This is a genomic window from Bradyrhizobium sp. WBOS08 (genome assembly GCF_024585125.1).
GTDB classification, from domain to species: domain Bacteria; phylum Pseudomonadota; class Alphaproteobacteria; order Rhizobiales; family Xanthobacteraceae; genus Bradyrhizobium; species Bradyrhizobium japonicum_B.
On the sequence record NZ_CP028988.1, the window covers coordinates 2,753,092 to 2,768,914 of the forward strand.

The following is a 15,823-nucleotide window of genomic DNA, read 5'->3' on the forward strand; positions in this document are numbered from 1 at the left end:
AAGGGATGTCTCATGCCCAGTGAAACACGCCCGAAAAGCGGTGGACCCCGCCTCGAAACCTTGTGCGCTAGATACAGTCTCGCCGGCCAAGCTTCAACCTCGGTTCGGCCGTCCCCGAACCAAGCCGTTGAATTATTTCGGTTTACTTGCACCGGGCAATTGCAGAGGTGGCGCCCCGCCGGGCTTGCTCCCCTGGCCGCAATCGCTGCCGCCGCCCTGCGGCAGCAGGGCCTGAACCCGGCCATTGTCGGATTCCACCCGCGACACGCCTGTCGTCATGTCGACCATCAAGCGGTCGCCGCGCAGCACGTTCTTGCACTGCGTCAGGACCACCTGACCGGAGCCGCCGAGCATGGTGATGAGATTGGTCCTGGTGTCGAACACGGCAGTATCGCCGGTCACCACCTGGTCCTTCTGGGTGACCACGACATTGCCGCGCGCCTCCAGCCGCTTGATCGAGGAACTGCCGCCCGGACCCGGCTGCGCCGACTGCATCGGCGCGGACTTCGCGCCTTTCGCAGGTGCGGGCTGCGGCGTGGCGGGCTTGTCGCCGCCGGATTCGTAGAACACCACCAGCGTCTTCGAGGTCATGGTGGTGTCGCCCTGGACCACCTTGACGTTGCCGGCGAAGGTCGCCTCCTTCTTCTTGTCGCGCATCTCCAGCGAGGCGGCCTCGATCTGGATCGGCTGGTCGCGGTTCTGCGAAAAGCCCTGCATCGCGTTGGGCACGCCCTGCATCGTGCTCTGCGCGATGGCGGCGCTGCCCGCGACCAGCGCGATGCCGGCTGCAAGTGCAGCCGCGCCGATGATGGCGCACCGCTTGTGGCCGCTACGCGAGAAGATCCTGGTCATGAAAATCATCTTGAGTTGGCAGACTTGTTCTGAGGCGTACGTGTCTTTGCCGACGACGCAGGCTCGACCGGCGCAGTCTGTGCGGCGGCAGGCTCGTCCAGCTTGTCCAGATGCATCACCACGTTGCCTTCGAAACGGATGACGTCGCCGCCTTCCGTAATTCGCAAGCGATCGGCGCTCAGCGTGCCGTTGGTCAGCTTGACGTCGACACGCTCGTCCGATGAGACCGTGCCCTTGTTCATGTCGACGAAGGCCGAGTTCAGCCGCGCCTCATAGCCGGTGGAGGTGCGCAGGAAGATATCCTTGTGCAGGTCGAGCTGCTGCTGCTTGTTGTCGAAGCGGCCGGTGCGGGCATCGAGCAACAGGGTGGATTGATCCTCCATCAGCACTTTCGCGCGCAGGTCGTTGAGATCGACATGGTCAGGGTCGGTGATGTCCTGCGTCGCGGTCTTGGCCCAGAGCTCGTAGGGCCGCCGATCCGGCGTGAAGCCGGACAGATGCGGCGATTCCATCGTGATCTTGGTGCCCGACACCACCATGTTCTCGACCGTGAGCGGCAGCTCCGGAATCCTGAACTTGTTGAAGAACGCGATGTAGATGATCACGGCCATGGCCACGACCACCGTCGCGGGGACCCCAACCCGCAGAATCCGCACCAGACGGCTGTGGCGCGCCGCGCTGGCAAACTTTGCCGCGAGCGCGGCGTCGTAGGTGGGATTGTGGGCCGAATTCACCTGAGCTCCTGAGGTGTCGCACGCCAAGCCGGGTCGAGCGCGCCCCCATTGTACCCGTCACCGCCGCAAGATGCAGCCGCGGACGTAAACCTTGGACTAAGCCTTGGCACATAAGCCTTGACGTATCAGGCTTGGACAGGCCGCAGGAAAGTGTCCGAAACGGGGCGCAGACCGGAGTCTACCCGGCGTTCGAGGGCTCAGGAATGCGCGAAAATGTCCTCTTCCGCCCAGCCCTGGAGGTCGAGCAGGGCCCGGGTCGGCAGGAAGTCGAAACAGGACCTTGCGAGCTGCGCGCGGCCTTCCCGGACCAGCATGGCATCCAGCCGCTCGCGTAAAGCGTGCAGGTGCAGCACGTCGGAGGCGGCGTAGGCGAGCTGCGGCTCGGTCAGGCTGTCGGAACCCCAGTCGCTGGATTGCTGCTGCTTGGAGAGGTCGACATTGAGCACCTCGCGGACGAGGTCTTTCAGGCCGTGGCGGTCGGTGTAGGTCCGGGTCAGGCGCGAGGCAATCTTGGTGCAATAAATCGGCCCGGTCATGACGCCGAAGGTCTGGTACAGCACCGCGACGTCGAACCGCGCGAAGTGGAAGATTTTGGTGATGGCGGGATTGGCCAGCAGCGCCTTCAGGTTCGGCGCGTCGGTGTGGCCCTTGGGGATCTGCACCACGTCGGCGCTGCCGTCGCCGGGCGAGAGCTGCACCACGCAGAGCCGGTCACGGTGCGGGTTCAGCCCCATGGTCTCGGTGTCGATCGCCACCGCATTGGTGTAGCGCGTGAGGTCGGGCAGGTCGCCGCGGTGCAGGCGTACGGTCATGGCGTTTCAAAACCTCGGGTCGAATCGGTTGCGTCGGCACAATAGCGAATTCGGATTGCCGGCGGTGTAGCCATTGCCGGCGGGCCGCGCAAGCACGCGGTTCGGTCAGGTCGTTGCCGGCATGATGCAGATCGACGCCCGCGCAACCCTTCAGGGCGTCTTCTTCTGCGCAGGCACGGCCGGCCTGTCGGGCGTCGCCCGGGCTTGCGGCTGTGCCGATGCAGCTTCCGGCGTCGCGATCGCGATCGCGAACAGGCGCCACTGCCCGGCCACGACCTGAAACGTCAGATCGAACTGGATCTGCTGCGGGCGGGTCGGAATGTAACCTGCAAGGCGCAGCATTCCGCGCTGATCGAGCGCGGGCGCATCGCTGAACTGAGGCGCCAGCAATGCCGCCGCATAGAGATCGAAATTGCGGCGCCGCAGGTCGAGAAAATTCAGCGCGAGATCTGCGGCGGTGTTGCGCGCCTGGAAGTCGGGCGCCGCGAGGTCGCGCAGCACCGTGTAATTGCCCGTGCGGTTAGCATCATTGAGCGTGAGCAGCGTCGAGCGGATCAGATAGAGTGCCTTCTCCAGCGTAACAGGCAGCGAGGACTGCGCCGGGGCCGGCTCAGGCGTCTTCTGCTGGGCCATGGCCCAGTCGCTGCCGCAGCACAGCAGCAACGCCAGGGCAATCGCGGCGCGCGCAATCAATCGCATGGAACGGCCCTGTGCATGCAACGGCTCTGCTGCATTTACCAGCCGACGCGCATGCCGACGCGGCCGCCCAAGCCGCCGCCATTCGTGCCGTAGGTCAGACCGCCGCTGGCCTGCACGTGCTCGCTGACGCGCAGCGCCGCACTCATGGAGAGCGCATTGGTATTCTGAAGCGTCCCCCAGTTCATGCTCATCGCGATCTTCTCGGACGGCATCAGCCAGGGCGAGCCGGACATCGCAAAGGCCATCGCGACACCGTTGACCGCCTTGCCGGTCCTGCCGTCGAGGTCGTTGAGGCGAGCATTGATGCCTGCGAGCTGGCTGTTGATGCCAGCGATATCCGCGGGGCTCGCAAACCCGAGCGCGCTGAGCGAGGTGGATGCGAGATTGCCGGCCGCATCGGTGGTGACGAGCTGCACAGGCCCGGACTGCGCGGCCGTGCTCGCGGCCGAGGTGACGCCTGACATCGTGTAGGTATTGCTCGCCGTCCCGTAAACTTGCTGGTTCGCGCGCGTCGCGGTTGCGCCGTTGCCGATCGCGGTGGAATTCCCGAAAGTTGCCGATGCACCATTGCCGAAGGCCGACGAATTCGCGCCGGTGGCGTTGGCGCCGTTGCCCACGGCCGTGTTTGCCACACCGTTTCCGCTCGCATTGGCGCCGTTTCCGACGGCGATGTTGAAGCTGCCGGTCCCGCTGGCATTGGATTGCGTGCCGTTCGCGATATTCGCCGAATTGGCGCCGTTGGCATTCGCCAGATAGCCGGCCGCCGCGTTGGAGCTGTTGGCGCCAGATGCGTTGGCGGCGTTGCCGGTGGCGACATTATTGCTTCCGGACCCGCTCGCGTTGGCATTCACGCCGGTCGCGATATTGAAGCTGTTGTCGCCGGTCGCGTTGGAGTTGGGCCTGTCGCGATGTTGCCGCTGCCGTTGCCGTAGGCGTTGGCGTTGGTCCCGGTCGCGGTGTTGAAGCTGGAGTCGCCGTAAGCCCTGGCGACAAACCCGGTCGCAACATTTCTGCTGTTGTTGCCGGAGGCATTGGAACTGCGCCCGGTCGCAACGTTCCTGCTGTTGTCGCCGTTGGCCAGGGCGGTGAGCCCGGACGCGAGATTGCCGCTGTTGTTGCCGCTGGCATTGGCTCCGGCGCCGGTCGCGATATTGTTGCTGTTGTCACCGCTGGCTTGCGCGTTGTTTCCGGACGCCATGTTTTTGCTGCCTTCACCGCTGGCGATGGCTCCCGCTCCCATCGCGTTGTTGAAGCTGTTGTTGCCGCTGGCGTTGGCATTGTTTCCCGTCGCAAGATTGGAGCTGCTGTGGCCGCTGGCGTTGGCGGAACCGACGGCAACATTGCTGCTGGCATTTCCGTCAGCGTAAGCGCCGCTCCCGATCGCGGAGTTGTTGCTGCCCGCACCCGGAGCGGAGGCGGAGGGCCCGCAGGCAAAATTGCCTCCAGAGCCGGCCGCACTGGCGCCTTGATCGGATAAGGCACCATCCACGCAGATGAACTGGGCCCGGGCTTGCGGCGCTCCGGCGCAGGCCGCGATCACGGCAAGCAGCGCCGTCGCGAGACAAGCAGTGATTCGCGCGCGCGATGAAATCATCATGTCGGTCCCCACCCCGTCCTCCAACTTTGCGACCGGCAAGTGGCGCACGACGAACGAAGACCGCCGGTACGTCCAACCCTAGGTCGCCACCACGTCAACGCGATTGACGTTGGCACGCCACTCAAAGCACGCAGGTCATGGCTTTGGAAGACGCCGGAGGCGCGGGGGACCGCGCGACATTCCGTCCCCCCATATTCATGGGGTGCGGGCCAGCGCCCCGGCTTTTCGTCCCGCGCACGCCTTTGGCGAAGAAGCCGGACGGCTGGTCGGATCGCGGGCTGTTGCACGGATCCCACAACCCGGCGCGAGCTTCAGATTCCAGCAGGAATGAGGGCCGTGCGCCCCGTGAAAATCACATAGGCCCACCCCATCTTCCGCTTTCTCTCCCCGCCCCCGACGAAATCGAGATCCATGACCGAACAGAGGCTCGCTGCGCCTATCGACACCCCATCGGAACGCCCGCGCGGCTTCTCGCGCTATCAGGCGCTTCTCATCGCGCTGCTCGCGTTCACGCAGTTCACCATCATCCTCGACTTCATCATCATGTCGCCGCTCGGCGCCATCCTGATGCCCGCGCTCGACATCACGGCCGCCCAGTTCGGCGTCGCGGTGTCGGCCTACGCGTTCAGTGCCGGCATCTCCGGCGTGCTGGCCGCCGGCTTTGCCGATCGCTTCGATCGCAAGCGCCTGCTGTTGTTCTTCTATGTCGGCTTCACGCTCGGCACCGCGCTCTGCGCGGCTGCGCCGAACTTCCATGTGCTGCTGCTCGGCCGGATCGTGACCGGATTGTTCGGCGGCGTGATCGGCGCGGTCGTGCTCGCCATCATCACCGATCTGTTCCCTCTTCATATCCGCGGCCGCGCGATGGGAATCATCCAGACCGCGTTTGCGGCGAGCCAGGTGCTCGGCATTCCCGCCGGGCTGTTTCTCGCCAATCGCTGGAGCTGGCATGTCTGCTTCATCGCGATCGTCGTGGTGTCGATTGCGGCCATCGCCGTCATCGCCTTCGCCATGAGGCCGGTCGATGCGCATCTGAAGCTGAAGCAGGACAGAAGCCCGTTCCACCATCTGATCGCGACGCTCGCGCAGCCGCGCTATACGCTGGCGTTCGCGGTCACGACGCTGCTGGCGACCGGCGGATACATGCTGATGCCGTTCTCCAGCGCCTTCACCGTGAACAATCTCGGCATCGACATCACGCATCTGCCCACGATCTATCTCGTCTCCGGCCTGTTCAGCATCGTCACCGGGCCGCTGGTCGGCCGCGCCAGCGACGCGTTCGGCAAGTATCCGACCTTCGTGTTCGGCAGCGCGGTGTCGGTGATCATGGTGCTGATCTACACCCATCTCGGCCACGTCACGCTCGCGACCGCGATCCTCGTCAACGTGCTGATGTTCGTCGGCATCTTCTCGCGCATGATCCCGTCGCAGGCGCTGATGTCGGCGATCCCCGATCCCGACCAACGCGGCTCGTTCAGCGCCATCAGCGCCTCGCTGCAGCAGCTCTCCGGCGGTCTCGGCTCGGTGCTCGCCGGCGCGATCATCGCGCAGGCGCCCGACGGCGCGCTGCTGCATTTCGACCGGATCGGCTACGTCGTCGTCGCCACGACGCTCATCGCGCTGGTGGCGATGTACTTCGTGCAGAAGGCGGTGGCGGAAAGGGTGGGGAAGACGGTGGTGTGAGGGGACGGTCCACTGATACCTGCCCCGAGCGCAGGCCCGAGCGCCACCTCTCTCGATCCAAGGCAGATCGAATCCTATGCCATACCCAGGTGAACCAATGCTCGGCCTTCGATGACCAAAGCTTCGATGCGCCGAACGGAGATCTCCAATGAAGCTCAAACTTGCCGCCGCGATGCTCGCCGCAAGCCTCCCGCTCGCATCGATGGCTTTCGCCCAAGGCACCGCCCAAGGCACCGCGCCGGCCGACCTTGCAGTGATCGATGCCTGCCTGAAGACCGCGGAGAAAACCGGCGGTTTTGGCGGCGCGTGCGTCGGGCTCGTCGCCGACCCCTGCATCAAGGCGGCAGACGGCGCGAATGACGACGTCGCCAAATGGAAAGCCTGTGCGGCGCGCGAACTCGCGGTTTGGACGCAGAAAACCAGCGAGGCGCTGAAGAAGGTCAAGGCCGGCGGGTTCACCGATGTGATCAAGGCCGCCGAGGAATCTCAGAAAACTTTCGCCGCCTCGCGTGATCGCTTCTGCGCGGCCTTCGATAAAGTCGATCCCGGCATGTACAAGGGCGGCGCGAGCTACTGCCGCCTGCGCGAGACCGCGAACCACGCGCTGAGCCTGATCAAGCTCGGCGCTGCGGTGAACGAGCACTGAGAGCCGCTGGTCGTCATCAGCTTTGCCGGCCTTTTGCCCCATCGCAACGAGGGCTTCGGCCGCGAGCGCGGTGGACGTCGTTCAGGGATGACCGGGCATCCGGGCAACGGCTGTGGGCGCGTAGCGCTTGCCGAGCGATCGACCAAGCCAGCCGCCCCCCAGTTCGCCTGCGATCTGAGTCGGACCGACCGAGCGGCGGAGGCGATTCGGTACACATCAGCGCTGTGTCCCGGTTTTGGCACCGGTCAGCGGCTCAAATCCCATGCAAATGAGCGATTTCAAGCGCTTGAACAGGATGTGGTGCCCAGGAAAGGACTCGAACCTTCACGGCCGTTAAGCCACTGGCACCTGAAGCCAGCGCGTCTACCAATTCCACCACCTGGGCATGCCGTTGGGGCACGGAGGCGGTTACTACGGTTCGGTGACGCCGTTGTCAATTCATGCTTGAAGGGCGGTTCGGGATGCCGATTGCGCATCGCAAACCGGCCCGATACAAGCCTGACAAGACGCACTCTTTTCCGCAGGAATGGCTCCCATGGCATCGAATCTGGACACGCTGGTCACGGTTTTCGGCGGTTCGGGATTTTTGGGCCGGAATGTCGTCCGTGCCTTGTGCAAGCGCGATTACCGGGTCCGGGTCGCGGTGCGGCGGCCGGAACTGGCCGGATACCTCCAGCCCTCCGGCCGGGTCGGGCAGGTCCACACCGTGCAGGCGAATCTGCGCTATCCGGCCTCGGTCGAGGCGGCGCTGCGCGATTCGCACGTCGTGATCAATCTGGTCGGCATCCTCGCCGAGGGCGGCGAGCAGACCTTCGAGGCGGTCCAGGCCAGGGGCGCCGAAACGGTCGCCAAGGCGGCGGCCGCGGCCGGCGCCGGCCTGGTGCATGTCTCCGCCATCGGAGCCGATGCCGAATCGCCCTCGCACTATGCCAGGGCCAAGGCGGCCGGCGAGGCGGCGGTCTTGGCCGCGGTGCCCTCGGCGACGATCTTCCGCCCCTCCGTGATGTTCGGCCCCGAGGACCAGTTCACCAACCGCTTCGCCGCGCTGGCCCGGATGTCGCCGGTGCTGCCGCTGATCGGCGGCGAGACCAGGATGCAGCCGGTCTATGTCGGCGACGTCGCCACCGCGATCGCGGACGCCGTCGACGGCAAGGCCAAGGCGGGCGCGACGTACGAGCTCGGCGGGCCCGAGGTGCTGACCATGCGCGAGATCATCGAGACCATCCTCGAGATCACCGACCGCGAGCGGATGCTGGTGCCGCTGCCGTTCGGCCTCGCCCGCTTCAAGGCCGCCTTCCTGCAATTCGCGCCGGGCGCGTTCAAGTTGACGCCGGACCAGGTCACGCTGCTCGAGCGCGACAACGTCGTGTCGGAGGCGGCAAAGGCCGCCGGCCTGACGCTGGAAGGGCTCGGCATCGCCGCCGATTCGCTGGAAGCGATCGCCCCGCAATACCTCTGGCGGTTCCGCGCAGCCGGGCAATTCCAGCGCAAGAGCGCGTAAGCTCTCTCTTTCACCTCTCCCGCTTGCGGGAGAGGTCGCCGCGTAGCGGCGGGTGAGGGCTTTCTCCTCTTGGGGAGTCCCTCGGCGGCGACACCCCCACCCCACAACCCTCCCCCGCAAGCGGGAGAGGGAGCGCAGCCTCGCCGGAGTTGGCTTCAAAACTTCAGCGGCTTCTATTGCCCGAGCGCCAGCGCGATCAGGCCGAGCGTGCCGACGATGACACGCCACCAAGCGAACACCACGAAGCCGTGGCGGGTGACGTAGGTCAGGAACGTCTTCACCACGATGATGGCGGTGATGAACGACACCACGAAGCCGATCGCGACGATGCCCATATGGTCCATCGTCATCTCGGCGCGGCTCTTGTAGAAGTCGTAGGCGAAGGCGCCGATCATGGTGGGGATGGCGAGGAAGAACGAGAACTCCGCCGCCGCACGCTTGTCGGCCCCGAGCAGCATCGCAGCGACGATGCTGGCGCCGGAGCGCGATACGCCCGGGATCATCGCCACGCACTGCGCGATGCCGATATAGAGATACATCAGAAGCGGAAACCTGGTGGCGTCGTGCTCCCGCGGCTTCAGCTCGAGCTTGTCGATCCAGAGCAGGATGGCGCCGCCGACGATCAGCGTGAAGCAGATGACCCAAGGATTGAACAGCAAGGCCTTGATGTACTTGCCGGCGACAAGGCCGACGATCACGGCCGGCAGGAACGCCACCAGCACGCCGATCACGAAGCGGCGCGCATCGGCATCGCCCGTGAACATGCCGATCACGACGTCCCAGAGCTTCCTGAAGTAGAGCCCGACGATGGCGAGGATCGCGCCGAGCTGAATCAGAACCGTGAACGAATCCCAGAACGCGCCTTCGCCGAGATGGAAGAAGCGCTCAGCGAGCAGCAAATGGCCGGTCGAGGATACGGGAAGGAACTCGGTCACACCCTCGATGATGCCGAGGATCACTGCCCGTAGCGCGTCTGACATATTTACGGTCCATTTCGGCTTGAAAAGCGGGGCTCTTCTCGCCTATTCGCCCCCATGCCGCAATCGCAAAATGCGAAATCACGCCCTTGCCTCGCGGTTATGAAGGACTAGTGTGGCGCCGCACAAACATTGATGGATTCTTAAGCACCATCAAATAGTCAAAGGCTTCATGTTTACGTTGTTTCATCATCCGTTCTGTCCGCATTCGCGCTTCATCCGCCTGATCGCGGGCGAATATGGGCTCGACCTCAAGCTGGTCGAAGAACGCAGCTGGGAACGGCGCGAGGCATTTCTGCTGCTCAACGCCGCCGGCACGACGCCCGTCCTGGTGGACGACGAGCAGCCGCCCGTGCCGGGCGCGGCGATCATCGCCGAATATGTCGACGAGGCCTATGGCGCCGAGATGGGCGTGAAGCGCCTGATGCCGGAGACGCTTGCCGAGCGCGTCGAGGTGCGCCGGTTGATGGCCTGGTTCAACGAGAAATTCTTCGAGGAGGTCTCGCATCCCCTCGTCACCGAGCGCATCTACAAGCGCTTCATGAGCGAGGAGAACGGCGGCGGGCCGCCGTCGGCCGACGTGATGCGCGCCGCCAAGGCCAATGTGCGCTATCATCTGGCCTATATCGGCTGGCTGGCGCAGACCCGCAATTTCCTCGCCGGCGACCGGCTCACTTACGCGGATCTCGCCGCCGCGGCGCATCTCTCGGCGATCGACTATCTGGGCGACGTGCCATGGAGCGAGGACGACGCAGCAAAGGCGTGGTACGCGCGGGTGAAATCCCGCCCCTCGTTCCGTCCGCTGCTCAGCGAATGGCTGGCCGGCGTGCCGGCATCGCGGACTTACGTGGACCTGGATTTCTGAACTCCGATCCGACTGAACTGAAGACGGCGCTCAAGCGCGAAGCCCTCGCGCTCGGCTTCGACTGCATCGGCATCACCGCACCGGGCACGATCGAGAGCGCCGGCAAACACTTCCTCGAATTCATCGCATCCGGCGGCCATGGCGACATGGACTGGCTGGCCGCGCAGCCGGAGCGCCGCGTCGATCCGCGCGGACTGTGGCGCGACGTGCGCAGCGTGATCATGCTCGGCGTCAATTACGGTCCCGACTCCGATCCGCTCGCAATCCTGAAGCAGCGCACGCGCGCGGCGATCTCGGTCTATGCGCAGGGCGACGATTATCACGACCTCATCAAGAAGAGGCTGAAGGCGCTGGCGCGCTGGCTGGTCGCGACCGCGCCGTCGGACGTGAAGGTGTTCGTCGACACCGCGGCGGTGATGGAGAAGCCGTTGGCGCAGACTGCGGGTCTCGGCTGGCAAGGCAAGCACACCAATCTCGTCTCGCGCGAATTCGGCTCCTGGCTGTTCCTCGGCGCGATCTACACCACGCTGGAGCTGCCGCGCGACGCCGCCGAGATCGATCATTGCGGCTCGTGCCGGGCCTGCCTCGACATCTGCCCGACCGCGGCCTTCCCAGCGCCGTACAAGCTCGATGCGCGGCGCTGCATCTCGTATCTCACGATCGAGAACAAGGGACCGATCCCGCGCGAATTCCGCAAAGCCATCGGCAATCGCATCTACGGCTGCGACGATTGTCTCGCCGCCTGCCCCTGGAACAAGTTCGCGCAGGAGGGACGCGAAGCCAAGCTCGCCGCGCGTGACGAATTGCGCGCGCCGTCGCTTGCCGAACTGGCACGGCTCGACGATGCCACCTTTCGTGCGCTGTTCACGAAGTCACCGGTGAAGCGCATCGGCCGCGACCGCTTCTTGCGCAACGTGCTGATCGCGATCGGCAACTCCGGCGAAGCCGCGCTGGCGAGCGAGGCGCGGCGATTGCTGGACGATGAGAGTCCGCTGGTGCGTGGGGCGGCGGTGTGGGCGCTGGGGCAGTTGCTGGAGCGGGAGGAGTTTGAGGCGATGAAGCTAGATAGGCTCAAGCACGAGTCGGACGAGGCCGTGCGCGAGGAGTGGCAAGGCGCTTCCTAACCCTCCGCTGTCATGCCCCGGCTTGACCGGGGCATCCAGTACGTCGCGGCTTCTCGATTCCATCACTGCAGTCTCTGGAATACTGGATCGCCCGATCAAGTCGGGCGATGACAGCGGTTGTTATGGCGACGACGTTCGGCCTCACCACACTTGATTTCCCTCCCCAATCCCGCAATCTCGCGCGCATGACAAACATGCCTTTCTTTACCCGCGACGGCGATACATTCCATCCGACGGAAGTGGCCAATGGTCCCTGGGATCCGAAATCGCTGCACGGTCGCGTCATCGTCGGCCTGCTCGGCTTTGCCATCGAGGAGCGCCATTCCGGTCCCGACTTCGTGCCGGCGCGGCTCACCGTCGACATGTTTCGGCTGCCGACCATCGACAAGCCGATCGACGTGACAACGCGCCTCGTGCGCGACGGTCTGCGCATCCGCGTTGTGGAAGCGGAATTCGTCTCCGGCGGCGTCAGCATGGCGCGCGCCTCCTGCCAGCTGCTGCGCAAGACGCAAAATCCCGAAGGCAACGTCTGGTCGCCGCCGAACTGGGAGGTGCCGAGGCCGGACGACATTCCGAAGCCGACCGATCCGAGGCTCGGCATGAACGGCAAATGGACGACGCGTCCGATCGTCGGACACATGGGCTCGCTCGGGCCGCGCCGGCTCTGGATGAGCGAGGTGCGCGAGCTCGTTGCCGGCGTGCCGATGACGCCGTTCGTGCATGTCGCAACCGGCGCCGATTTCGCCAGCCCGTTTGCCAATGCCGGCGACAAGGGCCTCGGCTACATCAACAGCGACGTCACGATCTATCTGCACCGACTGCCGGTGACGAAGTGGATCGGCTTCGAGGTGGTGAACCACCACGCCACCGATGGCGTCGCGATCGGCGAATGCTGGCTCTATGACGAGCAGGGCCCGATCGGCACCGCGACGGTCGCCGCGCTGGCGCAGCGCAAGCCGATGGCAAATCCGTCGAAACGGTAGGAGCGCGCCTCTCTCCGTCATTCCGGGCTCGCGCCAAGTGGCGCGCCCCGGAATGACGAGAGGAGAGAGCTGCGCGCTCTATCCCAAATGCCGCTGCATCTCCGGCCGCCCCTTGAGCTCGGCGCCCTGCTTGGCGACGATCTTGGCGATGCGTTCCGGCGCGAAGTTCAGATCGACGAACGCCGGCGCGGTGTTGGCGACCTCGTGATAGCTCGCGATCTTTCCGGCCTTCAGCGTCATGATCGCGACGCCCTCGAACATCGCCCGCGCGCCGTTCGCTTCCGGCAGCGTCGAGCGATAGCTGAAGGTGTAGCGCGCATAGAGCGTGGTGCCGTCCGAGACGGGATCATGCATGTCCCAGCGGAAATCGGTCGCGGTGCGGTAGAACCAGTCGTCGATCATCGCGGCGATTTTCTCGCGGCCTGCGAAGGCGCCGTAGAAGACGTCGTGATAGACGCCGTCCTCGGTGAACAACTCGGCGAAGGCGCGGCCGTTGCGCTGCTCGACGGCAGCGCAGAACGCGCGCAGCATGGCGGTGGTGTCTGTCATTGGCGCTTCTCCCTCCCTCGTTCTCCGTCATGCCCCGCGCAGGCGGGGCATCCAGTACGCCACGGCCTTTCGGTTCTATCGCTGCCGTCTCTGGAATACTGGATTGCCCGCCTTCGCGGGCAATGACAGCGAGTTACACTCTCACCCGATCTCGGCGACCGCTGCAAGAATGCGGGCGATGTCCTGCGGGCGGGAGAGGCGGTGGTCGCCGTCCTGGATCATGGTCAGCACGACGTCGTCGGCCGGCAGACGGTGCGTCAGCGCGAAGGCGTGCTGCCAGGGCACGTCGGGATCTTTCGCACCTTGCAGGATGCGGACCGGGCAGCCGAGATCGATGGCGCTGCCGAGCACGAGATGGTTGCGGCCCTCCACGATCAGGTTCCGCGTGATCGGATAGGGCGAGCCGTCGCCATAGTCCGACGGCCTCATCCAGACGCCCTTGGTCTCGATCTCCTGCTTCACCGCCGGCGAAAAATTCTTCCACATCAGCTCTTCGGTGAAATCGGGTGCCGGCGCGATCAGGACGAGCCCGGCAAGCGAGGCCTTGGCTTGTTGCTTCTCCTCCTGTTGCTGTTGCCGCTTCTTGATCTCGCGCGCCAGCAGCAGCGCCATCCAGCCGCCCATGGACGAGCCGATCAGAACCTGCGGGCCGTCGCAGAAGCGTTCGAATACCGCAACGCTGTCCTCCAGCCAGCGGCCGATGGTTCCATCGGCGAAATCGCTGCCGGATTCGCCGTGACCGGAATAGTCGAACCGGACCATGGCGCGGCCATGATCCCGGGCCCAGCCGTCCAGCGCGACGGCCTTGCCGCCCTGCATGTCCGACTTGAATCCGCCCAGCCAGACCAGGCCAGGGCCGCTGCCTGCACGATGGCGGACCGCGATCCTGCGTGCGGACGGCCCCTCGCCCACATCGATGAAGTCGAGCACGGCATCGGGAATTGGATCGGTCATGGAACGTTTACTCTGACTGTGCGGTTTGAGCTGTCGGGGGCGCCTTCTGCGGCGCCATCGGGTGCGGCATTGGCCCTTTGGGACGCTTGCGGAACAGAGGCAAGGTGTCTATGTCGATCAGCGTGCCCGGGCGTGACCAAAATGCCTCGCATTTGAGGGTTTTTCGCTTCCCGCACGAGCGACTTGCTTGCCGGCAACCGCATCTTCCTTCAAGATAGCCGCTTCTTTCACAACTTTGGAGAACCACCCATTCGCCGTCCTAATAAAGCTCCGCCCGCTGCCAGCAAAGACGGGCCGCGCATCAATGATGATATCCGCAATGCGCAGATCCAGCTGATCGACGCGGCCGGTGACAACAAAGGCACCGTCGAGACAGTTATGGCAATCCGCATGGCTCAGGAAGCCGGCATGGATCTGGTCGAGATCTCGCCGAATGTCAGCCCTCCCGTCTGCAAAATTATGGACTACGGGAAGTACAAGTATTCGGCACAGAAGAAGGCCGCCGAAGCCCGCAAGCGGCAGAAGACCGTCGAGATCAAGGAGATCAAGCTCCGTCCGATGATCGACGATCACGATTACGACGTGAAGATGCGCGCGATGCAGCGGTTCTTCGAAGAGGGCGACAAGGTCAAGATTACGCTGCGCTATCGCGGCCGCGAAATGGCGCACCAGGAGATCGGCACCAAGCTTCTGGACAAGATCAAGACCGACGTGGCCGAGCTCGCCAAGGTCGAGCAGGACGCGCGCTTCGAAGGCCGCCAGGTCGTCATGGTGCTGGCGCCGCGCTGATCGCGACTGGTTGGGACCATAGCAAGTTTGACGGCCCGTCCGGATCTCCGGCGGGCCGTTTTGTTTTGGTCGAGGTGCAGGCCACGAGCGCTGCTACACCCTCGCCCGCTTGCGGGAGTGGGAGCGCACCGGGGCTGTGGCGATCAATCGAACCTTCAGGTCCGCGTCGCCTGCCAGGTGCCGCTGCAGGGATCGCCGGAGATGATGCCTTTCCACGAGCCGGCGCCGTTCACGCCGGCGAGCCGGCCGCCGCCGCTGGCATGGGACGCGCCGACCGAGACATGGACCGCGACGGCGCCGCCGCGGTTGACCGTGCCGGAGACCCGGCCCCCGCCGGCGGACGAGACCCGGCGGCCGGTGACGGTGAAGGGCACGCTGTAGCCGGAGCTGCAATTGCCCCGGGTGGTGGCGAAGGTGACATTCCAGATGCCGTCATAGCTGCCGACGCGGGCGTCGGCAGTCGAGGGCAGGACGGCCGTGGCGAGCACGGCGAACAGCGCCAGATGGCGCGGGCGGGCGAAACCGGTCAAAAACGAAGGCGATCGGGAAAAACGAGCCATTTTGGTCCTGCTCCGGGCGACACGGCTGGGACATGGGGGTGGCAACATCGGATAGTCGCCGGCCAGGTTCCGTCGGTTCATCGTTGCCAATTGGCTTGTCCTCTGCCATAAGCCCAGCCTTCATCGCCCGGCTGATTAAGGGCTGCCGTGGCGGTGTTCGTGCGGGTTTCGCGCTAGTTCGTAAAACCTGAGCACAATCAACGCTCTAACGAGCATTTTTGACGGCCAGCCGCCTTCGCGGGCGGATCTCTGTGGCCATTAGGAGAGCCAAATGCCCAAGCTGAAGACCAAATCGGGCGCTAAAAAGCGCTTCAAGGTGACTGCCACCGGCAAAGTGATGCACGCCCAGCGCGGCAAGCGTCACGGCATGATCAAGCGGACGAAGAAGCAGATCCGTCAGCTCCGCGGCACCCGCGTGCTGTTCAAGACCGACGGCGACAACGTCAAGAAGTACTTCTTGCCGAACGCCTGATCGCGTCCACGATCACTGCCGAACGT

General features: G+C 64.8%; 18 protein-coding genes and 1 tRNA gene. 8 read left to right on the forward strand and 11 right to left on the reverse strand.

The genetic code is table 11. The annotated features are described in order from the left end of the window. Positions 1-132: 132 nt before the first annotated feature. From DCM80_RS13040 to DCM80_RS13065, 6 genes are all read right to left on the reverse strand, one after another. Positions 133-861, reverse strand: a complete 729-nt coding sequence (locus DCM80_RS13040; RefSeq protein ID WP_373569404.1) for an LptA/OstA family protein — start codon at positions 859-861, stop codon at positions 133-135. Beyond that, a complete protein-coding gene (gene lptC / locus DCM80_RS13045; protein WP_257197326.1) occupies positions 858-1,586 on the reverse strand; it encodes an LPS export ABC transporter periplasmic protein LptC in 729 nt (242 codons plus the stop codon). Before lptC ends, DCM80_RS13040 begins: the two co-directional genes overlap by 4 nt. 197 nt (positions 1,587-1,783) lie before the next feature. After that, positions 1,784-2,398, reverse strand: a complete 615-nt coding sequence (locus DCM80_RS13050) for a ribonuclease D (protein ID WP_257179048.1) — start codon at positions 2,396-2,398, stop codon at positions 1,784-1,786. A 150-nt stretch (positions 2,399-2,548) separates the two neighbouring features. Further along, positions 2,549-3,097: a hypothetical protein gene (locus tag DCM80_RS13055; protein WP_257197328.1), complete on the reverse strand. Its 549-nt coding sequence runs from the start codon at positions 3,095-3,097 to the stop codon at positions 2,549-2,551. A gap of 35 nt (positions 3,098-3,132) precedes the next feature. Next, the gene (locus tag DCM80_RS13060) at positions 3,133-3,948 is read right to left on the reverse strand and encodes a hypothetical protein (RefSeq protein WP_257197329.1); all 816 of its coding nucleotides are present in this window, start codon (positions 3,946-3,948) and stop codon (positions 3,133-3,135) included. Beyond that, positions 3,945-4,694 carry a hypothetical protein gene (locus DCM80_RS13065; RefSeq protein ID WP_257197330.1) on the reverse strand — a complete coding sequence of 250 codons (750 nt, stop codon included), beginning with the start codon at positions 4,692-4,694 and terminating at the stop codon, positions 3,945-3,947. The genes DCM80_RS13060 and DCM80_RS13065 overlap by 4 nt, the downstream gene beginning before the upstream one ends. Before the next feature lie 411 nt (positions 4,695-5,105). Between DCM80_RS13065 and DCM80_RS13070 the strand changes: the two genes are divergently transcribed. Beyond that, positions 5,106-6,377 (forward strand): MFS transporter, encoded by a 1,272-nt coding sequence (locus tag DCM80_RS13070; protein ID WP_257197331.1) that lies wholly within the window; start codon positions 5,106-5,108, stop codon positions 6,375-6,377. Between the two features lie 172 nt (positions 6,378-6,549). Then, positions 6,550-7,023 carry a lysozyme inhibitor LprI family protein gene (locus DCM80_RS13075; protein ID WP_257179055.1) on the forward strand — a complete coding sequence of 158 codons (474 nt, stop codon included), beginning with the start codon at positions 6,550-6,552 and terminating at the stop codon, positions 7,021-7,023. A gap of 298 nt (positions 7,024-7,321) precedes the next feature. Here DCM80_RS13075 and DCM80_RS13080 read toward each other — a convergent pair. Next, positions 7,322-7,408: transfer RNA gene (locus DCM80_RS13080), tRNA-Leu, on the reverse strand. A 150-nt stretch (positions 7,409-7,558) separates the two neighbouring features. Here DCM80_RS13080 and DCM80_RS13085 point away from each other — a divergent pair. Beyond that, the gene (locus DCM80_RS13085; RefSeq protein ID WP_257197332.1) at positions 7,559-8,524 is read left to right on the forward strand and encodes a complex I NDUFA9 subunit family protein; all 966 of its coding nucleotides are present in this window, start codon (positions 7,559-7,561) and stop codon (positions 8,522-8,524) included. Between the two features lie 173 nt (positions 8,525-8,697). On the opposite strand, the gene DCM80_RS13090 is transcribed toward DCM80_RS13085, so the two are convergent. Continuing rightward, positions 8,698-9,504 carry an undecaprenyl-diphosphate phosphatase gene (locus tag DCM80_RS13090; protein ID WP_257197333.1) on the reverse strand — a complete coding sequence of 269 codons (807 nt, stop codon included), beginning with the start codon at positions 9,502-9,504 and terminating at the stop codon, positions 8,698-8,700. A 169-nt stretch (positions 9,505-9,673) separates the two neighbouring features. Between DCM80_RS13090 and DCM80_RS13095 the strand changes: the two genes are divergently transcribed. The 3 genes from DCM80_RS13095 (at position 9,674) to DCM80_RS13105 (ending at position 12,473) form a co-directional block, all read left to right on the forward strand. Continuing rightward, positions 9,674-10,366, forward strand: a complete 693-nt coding sequence (locus tag DCM80_RS13095) for a glutathione S-transferase family protein (protein WP_257197334.1) — start codon at positions 9,674-9,676, stop codon at positions 10,364-10,366. Next, the gene (gene queG, locus DCM80_RS13100) at positions 10,315-11,490 is read left to right on the forward strand and encodes a tRNA epoxyqueuosine(34) reductase QueG (protein ID WP_257197335.1); all 1,176 of its coding nucleotides are present in this window, start codon (positions 10,315-10,317) and stop codon (positions 11,488-11,490) included. The genes DCM80_RS13095 and queG overlap by 52 nt, the downstream gene beginning before the upstream one ends. Positions 11,491-11,675: 185 nt before the next feature. Continuing rightward, positions 11,676-12,473, forward strand: a complete 798-nt coding sequence (locus DCM80_RS13105; protein WP_257197336.1) for a thioesterase family protein — start codon at positions 11,676-11,678, stop codon at positions 12,471-12,473. A 78-nt stretch (positions 12,474-12,551) separates the two neighbouring features. Here DCM80_RS13105 and DCM80_RS13110 read toward each other — a convergent pair whose 3' ends face one another. Continuing rightward, a complete protein-coding gene (locus DCM80_RS13110; protein ID WP_257197337.1) occupies positions 12,552-13,022 on the reverse strand; it encodes a nuclear transport factor 2 family protein in 471 nt (156 codons plus the stop codon). 141 nt (positions 13,023-13,163) lie between these two features. Beyond that, entirely contained in the window at positions 13,164-13,976 is an 813-nt protein-coding gene (locus tag DCM80_RS13115; RefSeq protein ID WP_257197338.1) for a carboxylesterase, read from the reverse strand. Between the two features lie 249 nt (positions 13,977-14,225). Between DCM80_RS13115 and infC the strand changes: the two genes are divergently transcribed. After that, positions 14,226-14,765 carry a translation initiation factor IF-3 gene (infC, locus tag DCM80_RS13120; RefSeq protein ID WP_080672213.1) on the forward strand — a complete coding sequence of 180 codons (540 nt, stop codon included), beginning with the start codon at positions 14,226-14,228 and terminating at the stop codon, positions 14,763-14,765. A 155-nt stretch (positions 14,766-14,920) separates the two neighbouring features. Here the strand turns inward: infC and DCM80_RS13125 are convergent, their stop codons facing one another. Then, the gene (locus DCM80_RS13125) at positions 14,921-15,325 is read right to left on the reverse strand and encodes a hypothetical protein (RefSeq protein WP_257197340.1); all 405 of its coding nucleotides are present in this window, start codon (positions 15,323-15,325) and stop codon (positions 14,921-14,923) included. A 271-nt stretch (positions 15,326-15,596) separates the two neighbouring features. On the opposite strand from DCM80_RS13125, the gene rpmI reads away from it, so the two are divergent. Further along, a complete protein-coding gene (gene rpmI / locus DCM80_RS13130) occupies positions 15,597-15,797 on the forward strand; it encodes a 50S ribosomal protein L35 (RefSeq protein ID WP_008539890.1) in 201 nt (66 codons plus the stop codon). The last annotated feature ends 26 nt before the right edge of the window (positions 15,798-15,823 follow it).

What these genes read in the sequence shown, in the direction of transcription:
- DCM80_RS13090 (WP_257197333.1), bottom strand. Translation starts at nt 9,504, where the DNA reads ATGTCAGACGCGCTACGGGCAGTGATCCTCGGCATCATCGAGGGTGTG.
- DCM80_RS13075 (WP_257179055.1), top strand. Translation starts at nt 6,550, where the DNA reads ATGCTCGCCGCAAGCCTCCCGCTCGCATCGATGGCTTTCGCCCAAGGC.
- DCM80_RS13070 (WP_257197331.1), top strand. Translation starts at nt 5,106, where the DNA reads ATGACCGAACAGAGGCTCGCTGCGCCTATCGACACCCCATCGGAACGC.
- DCM80_RS13110 (WP_257197337.1), bottom strand. Translation starts at nt 13,022, where the DNA reads ATGACAGACACCACCGCCATGCTGCGCGCGTTCTGCGCTGCCGTCGAG.
- DCM80_RS13050 (WP_257179048.1), bottom strand. Translation starts at nt 2,398, where the DNA reads ATGACCGTACGCCTGCACCGCGGCGACCTGCCCGACCTCACGCGCTAC.
- queG (WP_257197335.1), top strand. Translation starts at nt 10,315, where the DNA reads ATGGCTGGCCGGCGTGCCGGCATCGCGGACTTACGTGGACCTGGATTT.
- DCM80_RS13055 (WP_257197328.1), bottom strand. Translation starts at nt 3,097, where the DNA reads ATGCGATTGATTGCGCGCGCCGCGATTGCCCTGGCGTTGCTGCTGTGC.
- DCM80_RS13125 (WP_257197340.1), bottom strand. Translation starts at nt 15,325, where the DNA reads ATGGCTCGTTTTTCCCGATCGCCTTCGTTTTTGACCGGTTTCGCCCGC.
- DCM80_RS13105 (WP_257197336.1), top strand. Translation starts at nt 11,676, where the DNA reads ATGACAAACATGCCTTTCTTTACCCGCGACGGCGATACATTCCATCCG.
- DCM80_RS13085 (WP_257197332.1), top strand. Translation starts at nt 7,559, where the DNA reads ATGGCATCGAATCTGGACACGCTGGTCACGGTTTTCGGCGGTTCGGGA.
- DCM80_RS13040 (WP_373569404.1), bottom strand. Translation starts at nt 861, where the DNA reads ATGATTTTCATGACCAGGATCTTCTCGCGTAGCGGCCACAAGCGGTGC.
- DCM80_RS13115 (WP_257197338.1), bottom strand. Translation starts at nt 13,976, where the DNA reads ATGACCGATCCAATTCCCGATGCCGTGCTCGACTTCATCGATGTGGGC.
- rpmI (WP_008539890.1), top strand. Translation starts at nt 15,597, where the DNA reads ATGCCCAAGCTGAAGACCAAATCGGGCGCTAAAAAGCGCTTCAAGGTG.
- DCM80_RS13095 (WP_257197334.1), top strand. Translation starts at nt 9,674, where the DNA reads ATGTTTACGTTGTTTCATCATCCGTTCTGTCCGCATTCGCGCTTCATC.
- DCM80_RS13065 (WP_257197330.1), bottom strand. Translation starts at nt 4,694, where the DNA reads ATGATGATTTCATCGCGCGCGCGAATCACTGCTTGTCTCGCGACGGCG.